Raw genomic sequence first — 20564 nt, 5'->3', positions numbered from 1 at the left:
CGATGAACGATTAGAGGGAGCTTTGCCAAGTCGATGGGCGAGAGTAACGCGCGCCATCTTTGACTCTGGCGCGGATGTGTTTGACATCATTAAGCTTGAAAGCATGGCGGTAGCTTAGCCAAGGTCCTGAGTCGAGTTGGTATTCCAACTCGGCATTGGGATATAAGCTATTGAGCACTAACTGCTGATGTTCAACACGTATTCCAGGCGGTGCTATGCGATAGAAAACTCCCGCTTTTGCTAACTTAGGTTGCACTTTATTGGCGTAAACCGCGGCAAAGGTTTGCCAATCCTGTTTGAGCACTTGCTCGGCTTGGTCATTGAGTTGGCGGGCAAAATGTTGAGTTTGCTGACTATAGATTTTACCTTGATAATCATAGGCTAATTCCCATGGCGCCTTATGCCATGCCCGCTCTGCGAGGGCGACCATGCGCGGGAATAGCATGTATTCTGCTTGCTCATCCGATTGCACCATTTCGCTCCAAAGATGCCCCTGCAAGCCATAAAAACCGCGGCCAGCATGCAATTGGCTTTGAGTATCATCTGAGGTAAAGGGCTGATTAAAAGTGTTACGCCAGCGCTCGGCGTGGGCGGGCAGGTTGTCTGGCATAAAGCTAAACACCTTAAAACTGTCTATTGCCCTCGAGGCCCAATGATTGCCGCGCTCATCTGGATGGCTAGCATAGGGGAAATCAAAATAGGTGACTTCTGGCGTTGAAATCACCACCTTCCAGCCTAAATTGGCTTGCTTATGGGCGATTTGATGACCGTTATCCGAAATCAGCGACCAAGCATTAGATTGCACTTGGGCGGGCATGTTTTCGGGGCGAACTTCACCCATGCCATCATTCCAACCTGCGGCAATAATCCCTTTATCTGCCAGCATATTAGCGACGCGCTCGATAAAGTAACCATTGAGCGAATGCAGTCCGGCTAACTCATCGGCTTTTTGTTTTTTCATTGCGATACACGCGGGGGATTCTACCCAAGCGCCCGCGGTTTCATCGGCGCCTATGTGGTAATGCACTAAAGGAATGCCTACGGCTTGGTGCATCTTTTTAACTTCATCAATCACAGTATCGATAAAGTGATAGGTGCTCGGCAGACACACATTGAGTGTGTTGTCGTGGTAATACTGAATCGACGAATATTGGGTTTTATCTGTAAATTCAGTCAGTAAAAACTCCTCCGCCTTAGCTTTGTCTCCCTTGGCGAGGTAATGGTGATAACGCGCCTCCATGGATTTTATTGCGGCGCGTGAATGCCCCGGCATGTCCAGTGAAGGGATCACTTCGATGTGGTGAGCATCAGCCAGTTGTAATATTTCTTGGTATTGCGCCACGGTTAAGTAGCCATCGACGGGGTTTACGTCCGCTATGCCGCTGCCCAGTTGTGGCAATAAACAGGTTTGTTCGGTTAAATCGAAACAGCGTTTTGCGCCCACATCGGTCAGTTCAGGTAAGCCGGGGATGGCTAAACGCCAGCCTTCATCGTCGGCTAAGTGCAAATGCAGCTTATTGATTTTATAGGCGGCGAGCTGTGGGATAATGCGTTTAATAAAATCGAGCGAGTGAAAGTTACGGGCTAAATCAATATGCAGGCCGCGAAAGGCGTAGCGAGGTTGGTCTTGGATCTCGATGGCGACGAGTTGATCGTCACTTAAACTGATCAGCCCAGCTAGGCTTTGTAGGCCATAGAAGAGTCCTGCTTCACTGCCCGCTCGAATACTGATTTGCTCAGCCGTTATGGTTAACCGATAGGCTTCGCTTGTTTTCATTTCACTATCATGGGCTTCAGTGCTGGCGACTTTAGGAGCTTGAGTATCGAGTTGCAATAACAGCGGCGTGCCTTTGTCCTTGGCCGCAAACCCTAAACTGGCGAGGTAATCAAATGCCGACTGCCGTCCTTTAAAGTCTGCCGCATCAGCCTTGAGTCGATAACCTTTGGCAAGAGATAAGGGCGCCGAGTCTAGCCTTTTACTGTGAAGTGGCGTGGGGATGAGTTTGCCGCTAATGTCAGGTGCTTTGTCTGCGGCTAAGGCTTGATATTGCTCTGCTAAATACTGGCCATCGGCAAAGGGGGTTGCATCGTTTTTTGCCAGTAAGAATTGTTTCTCGGCATTAAAAGGCGCGAGGTAGTCTTGCTCGGCTAAACCCGTTTCTGGATCGCGCCTTGTTTGAGTGCTCTTTATGACCTGCGCCTTATCGCCCATAGCGACAAAGAAGTTTGGCATAAACTCGGAACGGGTGATTTGGCTGCCTTTGCTATAAAACTCAATGCGATAAACTTGATTGGCGACGAATCCCTTAAAGCTGGCTTTAGGAGTGATTTTATGTAAATCGCCATTGATATGCTCAATGCTAAAGTCACCCGCATCGACGAAATAAACGGGCGATAATTGGCTGAAATAAATTTGCCAATCGCCATGATTTAACTCTTCATTAGATAACTTGTCGTTGGATAACTGAGCGGGCAAGGTCAGCTCAATGACGGAGCGATAGCACTGGATTTCTTTAGCGGGACAGGTTTCAAGATAACTGGCGGTTAACTGATAATTTAATTGGAGTTTATCGGCTAATTGATTAAGTGCGACATGATTTGCCTCCTGCACAGCATTGGCGGCCTGTACTGATGGCATTACAAGTATTGAAAGCACCGACGCCACGGGAAGCACTGCCATGACGCCGCTGACTAAGGCCGTCTTAATCCTCTGCCACTGTATTTTCCCTTTCTGTGTTATTTGTCCTTTCACTTAGCTGAGTCCTTTTGTTGTAAAAACCACTGCGCGGCACCTATGAGGGCTGCATTGTGATGTTGGCTGGCTGAAATCGTCAAGTCTGTCAGTTGCGGGCCATAGACTAAGCTTTGCAATTTCTGTTTAAGCGCTTCAATAAAAAAGGGAAAGCTTTGGCTGACTGAGCCGCCAAGGATGATATCTTTGGGATCGTATACCAGTAAGGTTTGGGCGATCATGTGCGCCAAGTGTTCGCCAAAATGGGCGAAGGCTTGCAGCGCTTGGCTGTCACCTTCACAGGCTTTTTGGTACAAATGCTCACCACTCATCTGGTGATGAGTGGTGAAGTATTGCCCCGAGCAGTAGTGCTCAATAATGCCATCACGATAACTCAAACTGCCGATTTCACCTGCGGCGCAATGTTTACCCGAATACAGCTGACCATTAAAAATCACCCCAGCGCCCACGCCAGTGCCTAAGGTAATCCCGAGCATGTCTTGATTGCTGTTGAGCACAGCTTCGCCAAGGGCAAAGAGGTTAGCGTCGTTATTCACAACAACATCCATTTCAAAGGTATTTTGCAGTTGCTGGGCTAACTGCGTTGCCGTCAGCGCAGGGATATTGATCACTTCGAGTAAAGTGCCGCTCTGCATATCCACCATGCCGGGTATCCCGATGGAAATACCATAGGTTTCAGGCGTGAGGTGGCTGTGGATACAGGTCACGAGGAAATCGAATAACTGTTCGAAATTGCCATCGGCGGGAACGGGATACCGCCAAGTGTCGAGTAAGGTTTTACCTTCCACCTGTGCCAACATCAGTTTAGTTCCCCCAAGATCTAAACATAGGACGCTCATAATAGCTTGTTGCCTCTCGTGTTGTTTGTTGCCATCGGCTCGTCATTCTTTGAGGCCGCTTTTGTTGAGAATAGGGTGGTGTTTTTAATCAAGGGACGAGCCGTTAGGGCGACATAACCTATGTAAGCCATAGGGATTAGCAGCACTAACATCCCGAACCGTAATTCGCCGGACAGCTCACTGATAACACCAATGATCGGCGAGATAAACGCGCCGCCGATAATGCCGGTACAGAGAATGCCGGCGAATGATCCATGATCTTGAGTGCGCGAATTAAGCGCCAGCGAGAAGATCACCGACCACATGATAGAAATGAAAAAGCCAACCAATGGGAAACAAATTAATGTTAGTTGGCTCGGTCCCCAAATCGCCACCAGAAAACAAACCAGTGAACTAAGGGAAAAACTGAGCAGCAAGATCTGACTGTCGATAAGTTTAAGTAGCAGTAAACCGAGTAGGCAGCCGAGCGTCATGTAAAACCAAAAATCGCTAACCACATTGGCGCCGACACTTAAGGTATCAAGACCATGATATTGCGACAAAAATACTGAGATACTGTTAGCAAGTCCTTGCTCAAGCGCAACGTAGGCGGCGATAGCGAAGAAGAATTTCAAAACAGTTTTATCTTTGAAAAGGCGTAAATGGGTCTCTAGAGCACCCGCCGACTCATTTGCCAGTTTATCCACTTTGGGCATCTTCACTAGGCTGGCAAAGAGCACCATGGCGAGCGCGACCACGGCAAATAACCAGTACATGGCGAGCCAACTCATGTTCTCTGGCAATAGCTGTTGCACATAGTTGGCGGATGCTGCACTTGCTTGATCTAAGGCGACAAAATGCTGATATACCAGCGGCGCTAAGGTCGCGGCGCCGCCAAAGGCGAGTTGGGCTAGAACAGAGAAAAAGGCAAAATGCTCTGGCCCCGCAGCTTGTCGCAATAAGGGATTGACTGCCACCTGCAATAAGCTCATGCCAGTGCCAATACAAAACAGGCTAAACATGGCGATGCTAAAGGTAGGGAAACACACAAAAGTGACGGCGCCGATAAACGCGAGGCTAAAGGCTAAGATGATCACCCGCTTTTCACCGTACTTGTCTACTAAAATCCCCGCAGGAATCGATGTCACTCCGTAGGCGATAAAAAACGCAAAGGGAAATAACCCCGCCAACGTCAGGCCGATAGCATAACTGTCAATTAACGCAGGGAAAATCGGCCCCATACTGTTAGTCATCAAGGAAATCACAAAGAAAGTGCAGAGGACAAACAGAATGATGAGTTTGTGTTTCATGTGCTTAGCCAATTGAATTAAGTGAAATTCATTGTGGACTGACGCTCGCTATGGCGGTGATACGAATAGTGCCTCTGTCGATACTTTTCTCACATATGCAAATCGTGTTCGCGCAGATTTAGCTGATTTACATCAGGTGCAGTTAATACGGGCTGTAGATACTTATAGATACTGGCGATAGATACTGGCTATAGATATGAGTTGCAGCTGCTGCGGATAGGCATAGGTAAAACCGTGTTTTAGTATCTGCTGATAAAGTGTTTACTTGTAAAATAGTTACCTTTAATTAACATTGGATAGAATAGTATTGGAGTGGCGGAGTTGAGTATCACTGCAAGGCTGACTTGCTATAGACAATAGTGCGCGAGGCACAGCGATTTCGCCGAGCTGATAGGTCATGGCTGGCATTTAAAAATAAGGCCTAAGTAATTGAATAATTTAACAGGATGGAATAACGGCTAGCTTGAGTGAATGGCGTTGATCTGTAAGAGTTGATTGAAGCTAAGGTAAAGGAATGAGTAACTGGAGTTTAATGGATGAAACCTCTGTGTGAAAAAGTGATCCCCGATGAAAACAGCTCTTGGCGTTACTTTCGTTATGAATGGGACCACATGGATCTCAACTGGCATTATCACCCCGAGTACGAAATCTGCTTAACCCTCAACAGTTATGGCATGCGTTATGTGGGCGACCATATTGCCCGCTATGGCGATTATGATTTAGTGATCATCGGCCCAGACATGCCCCACGGCTGGCAATCCGAGGCTAACCTTGATATTTCACCTGACGAGGCTTCAAAGAACGATTGTTTGAAAGGCGGCGCTTCAACTGCGGTCGGTTTGAAAGAGCCCAGTTTGAAGGGATCCGCTTCGAAAAATCGAGTGAAGGAAGTCGTGTATGTGGCACAAATTCCCGCAGCCTGGCTACACCAAATTGTGAATGAGCAGCGCGAGTTAGCATCCTTGCATTCACTGTTGACCCATGCCAAACGGGGCGTGTTATTTAGTGAGGAAACGGCGCGCAAGGCCCATAACGTGTTTATCGCGATGGAGACGGCTAATCCCTTTAAACGCTATATTTTGTTATTGGAATTATTAGCGTTATTACAACAGGATAGTCAGCAAGAACTCTTGTCCAGTACCTTGTTCACCCACGGCAGTAAGCTCGACTTTACCGTGAAAAAGCTCGATAAAGTGATCGAACATATTTATGACAATTACACTCAGGCCTTGTCGGCACAGGATTTGGCAAAGTTAGCGCACATGAGCACCAATCACTTTCATCGCTTCTTTAAAAAACGTACCGAGAAAACCTTAACTGAGTTTATCAATCAACTCAGGATCGCTAAGGCGTGCAAGTTATTACTCTCGAACCAGAGCCCGATTTCAACCATCAGCGATCAGTGTGGTTTCAATAATTTATCTAATTTCAATCGACGCTTTATTCAATTTAAAGGCGTCACGCCGAGTCGTTTTCGTCAGCGCTTTAGCAGTAAACAAAGGGCGATTTAACCCCTTACTATCACGAATACTTAGGCTGAAAATACTGCTCCACTAAGGTCTGGCAGTAGCTTATCGCCTGCGCGGTGATCTCCGCTGAAATCGGCTCAAATGGGCGCTTGAGTTTTGGGTCGCGGTAATCCATTCCCGCTAACAGTGCATACCAAGAGGGGCGAAAGTAGGCGAGCTGCTGGTCGTATTGGTAAAGCAGCAGATCAAAGTCATCCCCTTGATACCAAGCTTTTAATAGTTGCGTCAGCCTTTGGGAAATGGCGACTTTTCTCGCTGCGACCCAATAGGCTTCGCTGCGCTGGCTGGTGACATAATGGGCCTGAATGTAATCCTTTATGCCGAGCACTAACTGCATTACTGCTTGATTTAATGTTTGCCGACTTAAGGTTTCTGCCTGCTTATTTAACTGATAACGCTCGAATAACGACATAAATTTTTCAAGGGTGAATTGGGTCATCATGATCGACGTGGCTTCGAGTGGCTCGATAAAACTTTGCGCAAGTCCTATCGCCAGAACATTGTTGTGCCAAGCCTTGTCACTGACGCCGACCCGCAGCTTGAGAAACCGCACTTGGGTCGACTCGGGTAAATTTACACTGTGCAATAATTCCTTAGCCGCGGCATTGGCACTGAGGTGGCGACTGCTATAAACATAGCCATTGCCAAGCCTGTGGGTGAGGGGGATTTGCCATAGCCAGCCTGCACTGAGCGCTGTGGCGCGGGTATGGTACTTTGCCTGCTGCGTTTGAGTGGAGTCCATTAATGCAGGAACAGGAACAGTGACGGCGCTGTCGTTGAGTAACTCATCGGCGAAGGATTGAAAGGGCACGCCTAGGGCTTTATGAATTAACTTGGCGCTAAAACCGCTGGCATCGATGAAAAAGTCGGCGCTCAGTCGTTCGCCATTTGCCAGGATCAGCGTCTCAATCTGCTGGTGTTGGGAGGTTGAAACCTCGACCACATCAGCAATGATCTGCCGTACGCCGCGTTGGCAGGCATAATCTTTTAAGTAGTTGGCCAGCTCAGTGGCATCGAAGTGATAGCCGTATTCGTTGGTGCAGGGCAGTGTTTTATTCGGCCTTGGGCTGAGATTGTGTTTGGCCAGTACGCCGCTAGAGAAAAACGCATCAGGTTTAACGGCATTGCCATGCCCTCGGCGTCTTGCATTGGCGTTGATAAAAAAGACTTCGGCGGGTTTTACATCCATTTGAAAATAGAAGGGGTGGAAATATTGCTGGCCGTCACCATTCCAATTGATAAAGTCGATGCCGGTTTTATAGCTGGCGTGGCATTGCTCCATCCAATCTTTTTCGCTGATGCCTAAGTTGTCCATAAAGCGTTTTAAGTGTGGCGTCGAGCCTTCGCCAACGCCGATAGTGCCTATATTGTCCGATTCCACTAAACAGAGTTCAATGGCGGCAAATACGGGGTTATTCGCGAGGGCGGCCGCGGCCATCCAGCCTGCGGTGCCGCCACCTAAGATAATGATTTTTCTGATTGCTTGTTTCACTTTCATGGCTTATCCCCGCTGTATTATCAACGCAAAAAGCCGACCCTAAGGTCGGCTATAGTGTGACTCAAGTTTAAAATTTGTAGCTGGCACCGACGAAATAACGTGAACCAAATTCGATGGTGTTTTGGGTCAATCCATATTTAACATCATAGGATTGCACCACTTCATTGGTTAGGTTTACCCCTTCGAGTGAAACATCTAAGTTCTCCATCGCATGCCAAATAATCGAGGCATCGACTTGCTGATAGCTGTCGTTTAACACGTTTTGAATGTTACCCACGCCTAAGTATTCTGAACGCCAGTTATAGGCGATACGGGCGCTGAATAGATCATCTTCGTAGAAGAGTGAGCCGTTGAAGGAGTTTTCTGACACGCCTTCAATCATTTGTTCAGTGCCATCGGGGCGAGTGCTCTTACTGTCAACATAGGTGTAGTTGGTCAAGAAGCCAAAACCGCTTTCAAAGTTATGTTGCAACTGGATTTCAAGCCCAGTCACTGAGCCGCTACCGCCGTTGGCAGGGGCTGTAACTCGGCATTTATCCCACTCGGATTCTGACGCGCCGCAACCTTCAATGTACTGCGTCGACTCAGTGACAAACACTACGTTATCAATATCTTTGTAGAACAAGGCCGCCGACAACATAGAAGATTCAGTGAAGTACCATTCGATGCCAAGGTCGGCTTGGTTCGCCTTATAGGGTTTCAAATTTGGATTACCGCCGGTCGCAGTACCAAAGTTTTTCGCTATGGCTAAACCAGGTTTGAGATCGCTGTAGTTGTTACGTGCCATCACGGAAGAGGCCGAAGCACGTAGGATTAAATCTTCTTGCAGATCGAAGGCGACGTTGATGCTCGGTAGCCAATTATCATAATTGACGGATTCATTGTAGGGCTTGCCATCGGCAAAACCGGTTGAGGTTTGGTCAGTGTTAACATAACGCACGCCAAAGTTACCACGGTAGAATTCGCCGCTGAAATCCGCTTGGGCGTACAGGGCCAACATATCCTCTTCGACAGTGAAGGTGTTACCGAGATCGGCGACTTCCACTAACTCGCCATTGGCGTATTTCTCGCTGATAAAGGCCCACCATTTGTCTTCATCTAACTTGGCATAGGAGTCGAGTACATTGCCGCCGCTCTGGGAATGTAGCCCAGACAGCACGCCATCGCTCCAGTTAGCGAGGTTGCCATTGGGCACGAAACCTAGGATTTCTGCGGGGTTACGGTTGAAGGCATTACGCTCGAAATCACTGGTGTTGTATTTAATCCCGACCGCAATTTTGTTAATAAAATCATGGTCGAGTTGATATTCGAAATCGGTCTGTGCGTAGGTCACTTTATGATCTTGCACTGTGGTTTCGTAGTTCGCCTCTTGGGCGTGCTTGAATTGGCTGGCATCGTTAGCATCTAAACTCGTCAGCACCACTTGGTAGGGACCCGTGGCGTCGTAACTAAAGCCACCATCGACACTGCCTTGACCGTTAGGGAAGGCGGGATCGCCAATTTTACCGCCTTGATCTGTCGCTGGGATCCACCAAGAAGATGAACCGCCTTGGGTGCCACCATCTGAGGTTGATTGGCCAATGACGCCACTCACCGTAAAACTGTCTCCGACGTATTTTCCGGTTAAGTTGAGTACGTCAGATTTCATATTGACCGCGTGGCGCACCACAGGGTTATAAATAATCGACGCATACGCCGGCAGAATCGTTGCCGACGCTGTGCCGCCTTGGGCGTTATTCACTACGTTGGTGGAGCCTGAACCGCGCGCGCCAACGGTTAAGAAGTTATGGTTTACGTGGGGGATATCGAGTTCAAAATTAAAGTAATCTAAGGTGAACTCGGTATTGTCAGTTGGCGCAAATTGCAGTGTGACTTGGGCGCTGGTCCGTTCACGTTCGGCTCTAAAGGCCTGCGAGCCAATGCCCCAAGCGCCAACGGTAGATTCTTGATTTTGCGCGGGATCGGCGGCGAAGTATTCATAATAACCACTGAGAGATTCCAGCACTTGGCGGCCGCTGGTAATTTTTTCTACTGAATAGGCGCCTAAAATGCCGAACTTTTCATCGTCATTTTTCCAGCTTCCGAGGAAAGAGCCACTCGGGTCTGTTTCATCGTACAGGCTGCTTTGGCTCAGCTCGCCAGCGACTTGATAGGTGTGGGCATCGAGATCTAAGGGCTTGCGGGTTTTGAGATCGACAGTGCCGCCCAGCGCACCTTCTTCAAGTCTGGCAGTCGGGGTTTTATGCACTTCAACGGCGTTCACTTGCTCAGCCGACAACAATTCCATATTGAAGGTACGAGTGGCAGGACCCAAGTCATACCAAGAAGTGCTGGCAACGGTTTGACCGTTAAGCAAAATACGGCTCTGCTCTGGCGCTGTACCGCGAATAGTAACGCCGCTTACTTCGCCGTATTGCCTATCGACCGTGACCCCAGAAATTCGCTGCAGCGCATCACCGATGTTTTTATCGGGAAACTTACCTATGTCTTCCGAGGTGATGGCATCGACCGTGGAGTCGGCGAAGCGTTTGGTATTCAATGAGGCTTCAATCGAGCGACGTATGCCGCGTACTTGGATTACCTCCATATTTTCTGCCGTTGCCTCTTGTTGCTCCGCCGCGACTGCGGTTGAGCTCATCCCGAATAAGGCGTTAGCGATACACAATGCGAGCAAAGAGCTCTTAAATAATTGACTTTCTGACATGTTATAGCGTCCCTGTAGTGCTTTAGTGTTGTTTTTTTCTTCAGTTAACTTACCTGTTATCGAATTGTTGATGCGGTACTTTTCACGCTAGGATTGGTATTTTTCTATTGTGTTTAACGCGAGGGAGGCGGTGATTTCAACTTGAGTGGTGATGGGAGATTTATCGACTTAGCGTAGAAAAGTATGGCTTGTTGCTAGGATGGTATAACTAACGCCGGCTGGATTACTCACTATAGAGATGCCGAGCGAATGAGTGCCGCCACTGTGTGCGAGTTTAGACACCATGGGCATTAACTCATTGCTTTTTAATCATTAGCCTCAAACATTATCTATAGGATGAGATCATGAAACTGAAATCGATAGCCGCCGCAGTTGGACTCTGTTTAGCGAGCGTAAGTCTTGCCCACGCCAGCGATAAAACCATTTACCTCACCTTTGATGATGGTCCAATTGATGCGACCTTAGGACTGTTAGACGCCTTAAAAGACGCCAATATAAAGGCGACGTTCTTTATCAATGCTTTTCATATGTATGGCGAAGGGGATGAAAACGAAGCGTTGGCGGCTGTCGCCCTACAACGTTTGCTAGACGATGGTCATATTCTGGCAAACCACAGTTACGATCATATGCTGCATAACTGCACCGATGGTGTGCAGTCGGGGGCGGTTTATTGCAATCAAGTGGGCCTCTGGCCAGTTAAATCCTATCAAGATGCGGCTACCGACTTTACCTACTTTGTGACGAACACAGCAAAAGTGGTTGAACTTATCCCTAATGCCGCCAGTTATCCCAACAACAAGATGACTAAGTTGGCGCGTTTGCCCTATACCAATGGCTGGCGAGTGAGCAGTAAACTCCAAGGCGACGGCTTGTGTGCCACCTCTGATACTGTGCCGCCTTGGGACCCCGCTTTTGCTTGTACCGCTGAAACCTCTACCAACAGCTCGCAAGTTGCGGTACAAATTCAAAACATGCTCGCCGAGAGTGACTATAAAATATTTGGTTGGGACTTTGATTGGGGGCCAGAGGATTGGGGCGTGGCTTTTCCAGCCGAATCTATGGCCGATGGGGTTGAGCTGGTGGATAAAATCAATCAAGTGATCAACACCTGTGCGGGCACCACAATGAACCCTCTTAACAGTCGCACGCAGAACTTAGACTGTAGCGATGGTTTGCACGACGGTAAAGTGGTGATCTTGACCCACGACTTCCTGTTTGAGAATGCTCACCGTGGTCAAGGTGCGACCATCAACTTGCCTAAAATTAAACGCTTTGTGGAAGAGGCGCAGCGCCAAGGATACCGTTTCGACACGCTAGATAACTATGCCCCCGCTTGGCAGGATCAGCATGATTATCAGCAGCCTGATTTTGTCTCGTATCAAGATAAAATCTATTCCTTAGTACAAGCCCATTTCTCCCAAAGTAATTGGCAACCGAACCAAACCCCAGCCTTGTGGAAAAACGAGAAGTAGCTAAGTCTTGGGCTGAGTATTTACTCGGCCCATTATATTGGCCGAGTAAAGGGTATGTTGCTGAACTTAGCCTGACAAAACTCAAAATAGCGTCACTTTTTTACACTTTACCCACTCCGCTTTAACTCAGTATCTGTAATACTGCTCCGACATTGATTTGAAGTTGATCAGTGTTAGAAAAGCAGCGCACAAAGCGCGCGATTGGGGAGAGAAAATGAGTACGTTTGTAAAGTTAACCTTAGCGGGCACCTTAGTGATATTAGCCATACTCGCCGCAGGTATTTACCGTTTCAACATGACCAATGATGATATTTATATGGTGATGGAAGATGGTAAGGTCATGCAATACGACGAGGCCATGGCGCAGGAAAAAACGCAGGCACAGGCCAATGAGGTTGAAGTAGTGACACCGCTTGAGGTTAAGCCGGTGGCGAATGCGTCGGAAGTGATGCTTAAACTCTTTAGCTTAAATACCGCTAACCCGTTTGAAATTACCCTACCAGAGGGCGGTAAATCGGTTGCCTTGACCCATTTTATTAAGATCAAGCAAACGGAATTTGCGATGGGCGATTATCAAGATGGCGAGGTAAAAGGCCGAGTATTACTGGATTATTTGCGCATTACGCCGTTAAATTTCGATCCCGCTTTAGAGCCCGACACCCAGAGTAACGCGCCAATTCAAGATGATCCTAAAATGCAGACTATGCCCTTTGTGGCACCGTTTATTGTGACGACCCAAGGTTCGGGGGCATTTTGGTATCTTGGCTTGTTTAGCCTCGATTTTGAACACAATAACTTGAAGCATTTAGGCAGCGTTATGCTGGGCGATCGTATTGAGGTTGACAGTATTGAACCTGTTTATCCCTTCGAAGCTCCGTTCAAAATTGCCGTGACTTATCGCGATAGAGCGCCTGATCAACCTATGTCTGAAAGCCCTGAAATCGTCAAAACCTTAGAGGTGACAGTCAGTGAAACTGGCATCACTAACATAACTCAGTAGTGAGTAGTCGTGCGCAAAGGGTCGGGAGTAAATGCATTATGGATCTGCGCAGGCTTGTGCTAAGTTATTTTTCGTTCCGTGTGTGATGCTTGCCGCAGCGGCAAGTATTCTCGGGTAGATAGACTTGGCATAATGTTTTGACAAGGAGAGTGTCATGCAAGTTAGCAAAATCACTGGGAAATTTGATGTTAAGCTCACCCCAGATAGCACCTATGCTACAGGTGTGGGCGGCGTAACGTTAGGTCGTATGGGTTTAGATAAGACCTTTTATGGCGAGCTTGAGGGCCGTAGCCAAGGTGAAATGCTCAGTGCAATGACGTCAGTCAAAGGCTCGGCTGGCTATGTGGCGATTGAGCAAGTGGTTGGCAAGGTGTGTGGTAAGCAGGGTAGTTTCGTGCTGCAACATTTTGGCATTATGACCGATGGACAAAACCGTTTGATCTTAGAAGTGGTTCCCCATTCCGGTGCGGGCGAGTTGCAGGGCTTAACGGGCACTATGGCCATCAGTATCGAAAATGGTCAGCATTTTTATGAGTTCCAGTTTGGCTTTGAAGCCAGCGCTGAGCCCACATTTTAGCGCAGCTTTTATTTTCCCACTTCGATTTTTGTTTTCGCAATTTAGTCTTCCTTAGTCGAGATAGAAACCTAGCTTGGTTAAATCTGATAATAGACATAAAAAAACCAGCCTAGGCTGGTTTTTTGTAATGCTTTGTTATAAATAACTTTTATAACCAATTAGGTCAAATCGTTGAGTCAAGACTAACTGCTTGCATTAAGACATGTTTTTTACGACTTTGATTTTATCGACAACCTTTTTCACGTCGTCGGTATTCTCAGCAATTTTCAGCGCTAACTGACGTTCGGCATCGCTAGCAACTTCACCTTTTAAGGTGACGATACCATTGGCGACATCCACATTAATCTGGGTGCCAGAAACATCGGTTGAAAACAGTAAACGGGTTTTGACGACTGTGGCAACCTTAGAATCGGTCAACGACGCGACAACGTCACTGGTGCCTTCTTTCTCATTCATTACAGTGAGTTGGTTATCGACATCTTTTACCCCGTCTAAACTTTTGATCAGTTCAGAGGCGAGGGCTTTATCGACACTGCTTTCCACTTTACCTGTTAATGTGACGTTTCCGTCTTTCACATCGGTGATAATGTCAAAGGAATTGAGGTTAGTGTTGAGCAGTAAAGTGGTTTCAGCTTTACCATCGATCCACGCATCCTTTGCCCCGTCCTTCCAATCTTGAGCCGCTGCGACATTTAAACTGATTGAACCGACAAGTAAGGTCGCTAGTACTGATGCTGTTGTGGTTTTCATAATCATATCCTCCGTTGTTTTCTCGATGTTAGATAATGCGTGAATCGTGCCAGTTTTATTAAGTTATTGAATTTAATGTTTTTAGTTGATGGTTTCGATATTTTCATGTCTCAGCGATTTCCCCTAAGTCGGTCTTTTTTACCGACAAAATGTAATTTTTGCTGGTAAGCAAAGCCATCTTTAGAGCATAAAAAAACCGCACCAATAAGTGCGGTTGAGTGTGTAAGGTTTCGCGTATGCAGTAGCAAGCCGTATTAGTACAGAGACATCATATTGATGTGCACTGATGCTAACAGCTACAAGGATTAACTGGGGTTGAGTGAACTCATACCATCGCAACTGATTTGCAACCAAGCGGCACCTTCTGCGAGCTGATTGGCAAGCTGTGGCTGATGTGCTTGCCTTACCGCTTGTTTCATCTGGATTAACACTTGTTGTTCAATGGCGACAAGTGCGGCCATCGCTTGTGCCATATGGCATTGTTGCAGCAATTTGGTCACTTGAGTATAAGTCACTGGTATTGCATGACTTAGACCATGAATAGGCTCACCAGTTAGAGGGCGCAGCTGTTCAAAACGCGTCAACATTCGTTGGTGGATATTCGCTTTGGTCGAAAAAATACGCTTAAGGTTATAGTCTTCGACGTACGTCATTGCCTGATTGTAGAATGTTAGCCCTTCTTGATTGAGCTTTATTATTTCATCAATCAAACTGATATCGGCGCGGATATCAGTCTGATGTTGCACAACATTAGACTTCATGAATGCCTCCAAATGCCAGTGTTCGGCACAGTCCTGTTTAACGGTTTGGCTTAACTAATTGCGTTTCGTTCAGCTACCATGCATATTTTGTTCTCATTTTTAATGGTATGTTAACAGGCTGATTTTTAGGCTGATATTCTCGGTTACTTGCGCCATCCTCTTAGAATATCGGCAACTATTACCGTTGCTGTTGTTAAAATTTCACGACTGACATACAGTAGCCCTTCATACACAGGGAGTGGGATAGCATGGCTCGATTGACACTTTTTTATCACCTGCAGGATGTAAACGCCGAGCAAGCTATCATTGAACTCGCCGGCGCAGCCGACTTTAATAAGCTACGCAGTGTCGATGATTTACCTTGGATAGAGCAGCTTGAGGCGAACCACATTGATGTTGCCATCATTGAGCTGTCTAGCCTTAGCCGTGAGGATTATCTTGGGCTGCTGGACAATACGGCCTTGTCTAATATCGAGTTTATATTTCTCTCCGACGGTCAGCCGAACCCCAATCTTGATCAGTTAATGTCGAATTTTGCCTGTTATCATTTTCGTAAACCCTACGATATGACGTTGATCAGTGACATCTTCGCCGATTTTGCCCAGTATTTAGTCTCATCACCAATCCGGCCTCGGCCTTTTTCCAGCGAGCTAGACCAATATGGTTTGCTTGTCGGTTCCTCTGCAGCTATGCACAAGCTGTATCGTACGATACGTCGCGTTTCTGCGACCGACAGTAATGTGCTGATTATTGGTGAGAGTGGCGCAGGGAAAGAGCTCGTTGCCAATACCATACATCTTGCCAGCCCGAGATTGAACGAGCCTTTTATTGCAATTAACTGCGGTGCATTAAGCCCTGAGTTGGTCGATAGTGAGCTGTTTGGTCATGTCAAAGGCGCTTTCACTGGTGCGAATCGCGATCACAAAGGCGTATTTGAGCAGGCAGAAGGTGGAACCTTATTTCTTGATGAAGTCACCGAAATGCCGATTGAGCATCAAGTGAAGTTACTCAGAGTGCTTGAAAATAGCGAATATCGTCCCGTTGGCGGTGCCAAAGTGCAGCATGCCAATGTGCGGATTGTGGCGGCAACTAATCGTGATCCCATAGTGGCGATTGAGGCAGGGCAATTTCGCGAAGATTTGTATTTCCGTTTGGCCCAGTTCCCTATCCGCGTTCCGCCATTAAGGGAACGTGGCGATGATATTCTCGGGCTAGCGCAGCATTTTCTTGCCTATCGTAATGTGGCCGAAAAGCAGAATAAAAGCCTCGCTGAAGACAGTGCGCAGATGATTGCGGCATATCCTTGGCCAGGGAATGTGCGTGAATTAAAACATGCCATTGAGCGAGCCTATATTTTGGCAGATCAAGAGATTTTACCCAGTCACTTACAACTGCCACAGGCGAGTGAAATGGGGGCATCTGCCGATGACCAAGTGGTTATTCCGCAGGGCATGCGTTTAGAAGACTTAGAAAAAATCGCCATTTATCAAGCATTAGAAACCACTCAAGGCAATAAAACTGACACTGCCGAGCAACTGGGGATCAGTGTAAAAACCCTCTACAACAAGCTCAGCAAGTACGAGCAACAAGTCGAAGCGGGTGAGCCGACGGCGGAATAGTGCTGATTATCAAATTAATATTGAAACAGAACCGATTTTTGCACTATTTTTTTTGTAAATAATAACTCCTATTCTACAGCCCTTAAACAGAAAAGCGGAGATAGAATATGAAACACTTATTTACTACAGCATTATGGCTTTCTTTGACTGCCAGTAGTTTTGTAAACGCTACCCCAGCGGTAGGAAGTCTTGAAACAGTCGCTGAATTGCCAATACGACCTGGCAATGTCAGCGTCACTGCACAAGGTCGGATTTTTGCCACGGTACATCCACTTGATACGCCGTCAGGTATACAACTGATTGAAGTTAATCGTGAAACCAATGCTTACAAAGCTTGGCCTTCAATGGATTTGCAGAAAGCTTCGACTGCCAATATGACTCAATTTGATACCTTATTAGGGATTGCTCAGGACAAAGCTGGACACCTCTGGACCGCAGATATGGGGTTAGAATTAGGTCAGACGAGGATTTGGGGATTCAACATTAAGGATGGCAGTCTATATAAACAAATTGTCCTACCACAAGCACTCGCGCCCAAAGGCAGCTTTATGCAGGATCTGGTTGTCGATTCACAAAAAGGTTGGATTTATTTAGCCGATATCGCCAACCCAGGCCTCTTAGCAGTGCGTATCGACGATGGTCATACCGTACGTTTTTCAGGTCATAGCTCGCTGCAGGCCGAAGCGGATGCAGTAATGAACATAGATAACAAAACAACATTGTTTAATGGCAAGGTTGCTAGTGTCGCGGTCAATCCCATCAGTTTATCTGCCGATGGAAGTACACTCTATTATGGTGCAATGAATGGCACTCACTGGTATCAGTTATCGACTGCGGCTTTACAAACAGGCAATAATGATAAAATTATCGCGACTGTAAAATTAGTCGGAGCTAAGCCTGTGTCAGATGGCGCTGCAACGTCCAAACAAGGTAATCATTACTTCACCAATTTGAACCACAATGCCATATCTATGCTAGATAACAAAGGTACGCTATCAACAGTGGTCAGTTCTCCATTGCTGGATTTTCCCGATAGTGTGCAATTTGGTGAAACGGGCTGGTTATATATTTCAGTGAATCAATTGCATAAAGCAAAAGCCTTTAATGGCGAAGCTGAAACAGCCAAACCACCTTATCGCATCATGCGACTCTGGACTGGTGAGGATACCGCTGCGGGTCAATAACACCTTAGCTGCAACTGCAAAGTTGCAGCTTTTCGTTACAGTATGAGCGATATCGCAACTGTTATCTCCATTGATGTCAGTCGTTGGTTTAACTCGAAAGGATCTAAAAATAAGTTAGGTGTTGATTGTGTAAACTATCAATGCCTCATATTGTTACTAGCACAGGTCAATTTGGGATGGTGAGATAATTTTTGGAACAAGGAACAAGTTCAGTGACACTTAATCAACCTCCTAAGAGTGCGCTTTATCTCAAGGCGTTGAGTACCCAGTACCGACCTATACTGTGGTTTTTTGCCATTGCCTTGTTAGTGCTTGGATTGCTTTGTGCGAGGGCGGCCTGGTTACAACCCGAGCCCGTGTTACGGCTTGTGCTTGGTTGGGTGGCATTTTTTCTGTTGTTCCCTGTACTGCCGCTAGCGTTAGTTCGGCAACAATCTTGGTTAGATACCGAGCGACAGCAATTGTGGCTCGGTAAAGGTGTCTTCAATGGGAAGTTGCCTGGATTGTGGCGTTGGCGCGCCTATGCCTTTTCAGATATTAATGCTGTGCAACTCTATCTGCTACAAACAACCCATTGGCACCAGCTCGACCGTAACCGCCAAGCGGAAGATACGGTAGATCACTATCTCGCTTATTTACAAGTGCAGCAGCCTAAAGGGAGTCAACTGAAATTGGCTAACAGCACTGACAAGCAGGAATTACAGCAAGTTTTGCAGCAATGCGCGCAAGCGATAGGCTGTAAGTTTCAGGATTTTAGCAATAGTCCTCAAAAATCCCACCCCAAAGTGAGTGAATTTAATTTTATGCGAGTGCTTATTGCGCTTGTTGTTTTTATCTTAATAAACATCGCGATAGTGTCATTTATATGATTTTTGGGTCGATAGCATTTTCAGTCGATTCTTGATAAGGCACAAATACCTTGAGAGATGCGGGTTGAACTTCAATGGTGAGATCCGCGGGCTCAAAAATTTCGCCATCAATCACATATTTACATTTGGGCTCACTACTAATACGCACTTTTTTCGCATGGGCGTGGTGGACCTTGGTTGCGCTAGATGGCGTACCAGGTAGCTTTGAATGCGTGTCTTTATTACCTTCCTTTACCCATCCAGCAATGGCTAATTCTGCTAGGCTAAGGAGCTTGTCTGTCGGCTCTCTGCCGGCATCTAGCCAGGTAATATCGAGCAGGCCATCTGTCATGTTTGGCTCGCCATCGCCCTGTGCTAATACGCTGGTAAACGGGGCTGCATTGGCAACAATAAGGCTATGGGTGGTCAATGTTGTGGGCTCGGCATCATCTAAGCTGAGCTGTATGGTTAAAGTGACATCGGCATTGACGGCGCGCCATAAACCATCGAGGTAGGCAAACTGGCCGAGGGCATTTTTACGTTCACGGTTGGCTGATTCAATCATCTGCTGTTCAAAGCCAATCCCCACAAGTAACAAGACTAATTGTTCATTACAACGAGCCGTATCTATGGCTTGGTAATGCCCTTGGATAATATTGTCCAGCGCCTGAGATACAGGAATGAGCTTACTGCCTAAACCAAATAGCGCGTGGCTGAGGGCGTTAGTCGTGCCTAGGGGAATGATCCCTAAGGCGATGTCGGTGTTCACTATTTCCGATGCCACCTCTGTCACTGTGCCATCGCCGCCACAGGCAATAATGATATCTGCGCCGTTATTGCGGGCTTTTTTGGCGAAGGTGTTTGCGCTGATATTTTCGCTGGTGAGTTTTAACGTTAGGTCAAAATAGGCTTTTAGTTCGTCTTGGATTTGCTCGCCATATTGTTGCCATTTTCCGCCGCCGGAGACTGGGTTGGCGATAATCCACGCCACTTTATGGATGTTGATTTTGCCTTGCTTGAGCATGTGCTCAAGGGCGCGTAATTGCCATTTGTTTAAGCCCGCGGTTTTGCGGACTTGCTTAATCTGTTGCAATACTTCGGAGAAGTTGCGCTGTTTATCTTTACAGACTAAATAGGCGGCGAGCACCAGTACTGAACGGCCACGCCCCATAGCACAGTGGATCAGCACCTGTTTATTGGCGCGTACTTGGCGATGCAACCAGTTAACGGCTTGATTGAGCTGGGCGCTGGTCGGCACGCTATGGTCGAGGATGGGAATGTTTAAATACTCGATATGATCTTCAAACTGCGACCAATCTAAGCCATCAAATTCGGCGGTCACATCAAGAATTGCGGTGATCTTATTGGCTTTGATTTTCTCCAGATCCGCAGAAAATAATCGGCAGCCGAGATACAACTGCTCATCTATCTTTTGCATCGACGGCACAGAGTCGCGTTTTCTCGCCCAATGGTTATACAGCCGGCTACCCAATAGAAACGGAATAAAGCCCCAGCGAATATACCAAGGGATAGTGCCATCTTGGCGCTTTCTAAAGATGCTGGCGAGATTAAACCAGTAGGCTGAACCGACTAAAAATAGCGACAGGCTCGTCCAAGCCCAAATAAAGGTGAGCAGGGGAGACGTGCCCGTTACCGCAAAATAGGCTAGCAGTACGGCACCTGCTAAGTAGAAATATTTGATGTGGATTTTGCTTAGCATACGCGCCCTCCAATGCTGTATT

At 47.1% G+C, this 20564-nt stretch carries 15 protein-coding genes; 7 read left to right on the top strand and 8 right to left on the bottom strand.

Going from position 1 to position 20564, the window contains the following annotated elements; translation table 11 throughout:
• Positions 1 to 10: 10 nt before the first annotated feature.
• The 3 genes from Q4Q50_RS05850 to Q4Q50_RS05840 are packed head-to-tail and all read right to left on the bottom strand — an operon-like array spanning position 11 to position 4880.
• Positions 11 to 2752 carry a family 20 glycosylhydrolase gene (locus tag Q4Q50_RS05850; protein WP_311898801.1) on the bottom strand — a complete coding sequence of 914 codons (2742 nt, stop codon included), beginning with the start codon at positions 2750 to 2752 and terminating at the stop codon, positions 11 to 13.
• On the bottom strand, positions 2749 to 3591 hold the full coding sequence (locus tag Q4Q50_RS05845) for an ROK family protein (protein ID WP_311898799.1): 843 nt from the start codon (positions 3589 to 3591) through the stop codon (positions 2749 to 2751). Before Q4Q50_RS05845 ends, Q4Q50_RS05850 begins: the two co-directional genes overlap by 4 nt.
• Positions 3588 to 4880: an MFS transporter gene (locus Q4Q50_RS05840; RefSeq protein ID WP_311898797.1), complete on the bottom strand. Its 1293-nt coding sequence runs from the start codon at positions 4878 to 4880 to the stop codon at positions 3588 to 3590. Before Q4Q50_RS05840 ends, Q4Q50_RS05845 begins: the two co-directional genes overlap by 4 nt.
• 536 nt (positions 4881 to 5416) lie before the next feature.
• Between Q4Q50_RS05840 and Q4Q50_RS05835 the strand changes: the two genes are divergently transcribed.
• Positions 5417 to 6391 carry an AraC family transcriptional regulator gene (locus Q4Q50_RS05835; protein ID WP_311898795.1) on the top strand — a complete coding sequence of 325 codons (975 nt, stop codon included), beginning with the start codon at positions 5417 to 5419 and terminating at the stop codon, positions 6389 to 6391.
• A gap of 10 nt (positions 6392 to 6401) precedes the next feature.
• On the opposite strand, the gene Q4Q50_RS05830 is transcribed toward Q4Q50_RS05835, so the two are convergent.
• Both Q4Q50_RS05830 and Q4Q50_RS05825 read right to left on the bottom strand, forming a co-directional pair.
• Complete coding sequence (locus tag Q4Q50_RS05830; protein ID WP_311898794.1) at positions 6402 to 7907, bottom strand: tryptophan halogenase family protein; 1506 nt, start codon at positions 7905 to 7907, stop codon at positions 6402 to 6404.
• A 67-nt stretch (positions 7908 to 7974) separates the two neighbouring features.
• On the bottom strand, positions 7975 to 10611 hold the full coding sequence (locus Q4Q50_RS05825) for a TonB-dependent receptor (protein WP_311898792.1): 2637 nt from the start codon (positions 10609 to 10611) through the stop codon (positions 7975 to 7977).
• Positions 10612 to 10955: 344 nt separating this feature from the next.
• Between Q4Q50_RS05825 and Q4Q50_RS05820 the strand changes: the two genes are divergently transcribed.
• The 3 genes from Q4Q50_RS05820 (at position 10956) to Q4Q50_RS05810 (ending at position 13660) form a co-directional block, all read left to right on the top strand.
• Entirely contained in the window at positions 10956 to 12083 is a 1128-nt protein-coding gene (locus tag Q4Q50_RS05820; protein WP_311898791.1) for a polysaccharide deacetylase family protein, read from the top strand.
• A gap of 214 nt (positions 12084 to 12297) precedes the next feature.
• Complete coding sequence (locus tag Q4Q50_RS05815) at positions 12298 to 13083, top strand: hypothetical protein (protein WP_012588156.1); 786 nt, start codon at positions 12298 to 12300, stop codon at positions 13081 to 13083.
• 154 nt (positions 13084 to 13237) lie between these two features.
• Positions 13238 to 13660, top strand: a complete 423-nt coding sequence (locus tag Q4Q50_RS05810; protein ID WP_259482129.1) for a DUF3224 domain-containing protein — start codon at positions 13238 to 13240, stop codon at positions 13658 to 13660.
• A gap of 195 nt (positions 13661 to 13855) precedes the next feature.
• Here the strand turns inward: Q4Q50_RS05810 and Q4Q50_RS05805 are convergent, their stop codons facing one another.
• Entirely contained in the window at positions 13856 to 14410 is a 555-nt protein-coding gene (locus tag Q4Q50_RS05805) for a BON domain-containing protein (protein ID WP_006080940.1), read from the bottom strand.
• A 305-nt stretch (positions 14411 to 14715) separates the two neighbouring features.
• Entirely contained in the window at positions 14716 to 15171 is a 456-nt protein-coding gene (locus Q4Q50_RS05800) for a hypothetical protein (protein ID WP_012088704.1), read from the bottom strand.
• 248 nt (positions 15172 to 15419) lie between these two features.
• Between Q4Q50_RS05800 and Q4Q50_RS05795 the strand changes: the two genes are divergently transcribed.
• The 3 genes from Q4Q50_RS05795 (at position 15420) to Q4Q50_RS05785 (ending at position 18843) form a co-directional block, all read left to right on the top strand.
• Complete coding sequence (locus tag Q4Q50_RS05795; protein WP_259544090.1) at positions 15420 to 16790, top strand: sigma-54 interaction domain-containing protein; 1371 nt, start codon at positions 15420 to 15422, stop codon at positions 16788 to 16790.
• Between the two features lie 107 nt (positions 16791 to 16897).
• Positions 16898 to 17974, top strand: coding sequence for an L-dopachrome tautomerase-related protein (locus tag Q4Q50_RS05790; protein ID WP_311889276.1), 1077 nt, complete (start codon positions 16898 to 16900; stop codon positions 17972 to 17974).
• A gap of 212 nt (positions 17975 to 18186) precedes the next feature.
• Complete coding sequence (locus tag Q4Q50_RS05785; RefSeq protein WP_012088707.1) at positions 18187 to 18843, top strand: hypothetical protein; 657 nt, start codon at positions 18187 to 18189, stop codon at positions 18841 to 18843.
• Here Q4Q50_RS05785 and Q4Q50_RS05780 read toward each other — a convergent pair.
• A complete protein-coding gene (locus tag Q4Q50_RS05780; protein WP_311889275.1) occupies positions 18836 to 20542 on the bottom strand; it encodes a diacylglycerol kinase family protein in 1707 nt (568 codons plus the stop codon). The genes Q4Q50_RS05785 and Q4Q50_RS05780 overlap by 8 nt on opposite strands.
• Positions 20543 to 20564: the final 22 nt, after the last annotated feature.

Source organism: Shewanella scandinavica (assembly GCF_031932065.1).
Taxonomy (GTDB): domain Bacteria; phylum Pseudomonadota; class Gammaproteobacteria; order Enterobacterales; family Shewanellaceae; genus Shewanella; species Shewanella baltica.
The sequence above is the reverse complement of the archived record's forward strand: the minus strand, read 5'-3'. Positions and strand labels throughout refer to the sequence as shown.

Bases quoted from the DNA above. Each gene is read 5' to 3' on its own strand.
- Q4Q50_RS05845 (WP_311898799.1), bottom strand. From the start codon at position 3,591: ATGAGCGTCCTATGTTTAGATCTTGGGGGAACTAAACTGATGTTGGCA.
- Q4Q50_RS05840 (WP_311898797.1), bottom strand. From the start codon at position 4,880: ATGAAACACAAACTCATCATTCTGTTTGTCCTCTGCACTTTCTTTGTG.
- Q4Q50_RS05835 (WP_311898795.1), top strand. From the start codon at position 5,417: ATGAAACCTCTGTGTGAAAAAGTGATCCCCGATGAAAACAGCTCTTGG.
- Q4Q50_RS05830 (WP_311898794.1), bottom strand. From the start codon at position 7,907: ATGAAAGTGAAACAAGCAATCAGAAAAATCATTATCTTAGGTGGCGGC.
- Q4Q50_RS05825 (WP_311898792.1), bottom strand. From the start codon at position 10,611: ATGTCAGAAAGTCAATTATTTAAGAGCTCTTTGCTCGCATTGTGTATC.
- Q4Q50_RS05820 (WP_311898791.1), top strand. From the start codon at position 10,956: ATGAAACTGAAATCGATAGCCGCCGCAGTTGGACTCTGTTTAGCGAGC.
- Q4Q50_RS05815 (WP_012588156.1), top strand. From the start codon at position 12,298: ATGAGTACGTTTGTAAAGTTAACCTTAGCGGGCACCTTAGTGATATTA.
- Q4Q50_RS05810 (WP_259482129.1), top strand. From the start codon at position 13,238: ATGCAAGTTAGCAAAATCACTGGGAAATTTGATGTTAAGCTCACCCCA.
- Q4Q50_RS05805 (WP_006080940.1), bottom strand. From the start codon at position 14,410: ATGAAAACCACAACAGCATCAGTACTAGCGACCTTACTTGTCGGTTCA.
- Q4Q50_RS05800 (WP_012088704.1), bottom strand. From the start codon at position 15,171: ATGAAGTCTAATGTTGTGCAACATCAGACTGATATCCGCGCCGATATC.
- Q4Q50_RS05795 (WP_259544090.1), top strand. From the start codon at position 15,420: ATGGCTCGATTGACACTTTTTTATCACCTGCAGGATGTAAACGCCGAG.
- Q4Q50_RS05790 (WP_311889276.1), top strand. From the start codon at position 16,898: ATGAAACACTTATTTACTACAGCATTATGGCTTTCTTTGACTGCCAGT.
- Q4Q50_RS05780 (WP_311889275.1), bottom strand. From the start codon at position 20,542: ATGCTAAGCAAAATCCACATCAAATATTTCTACTTAGCAGGTGCCGTA.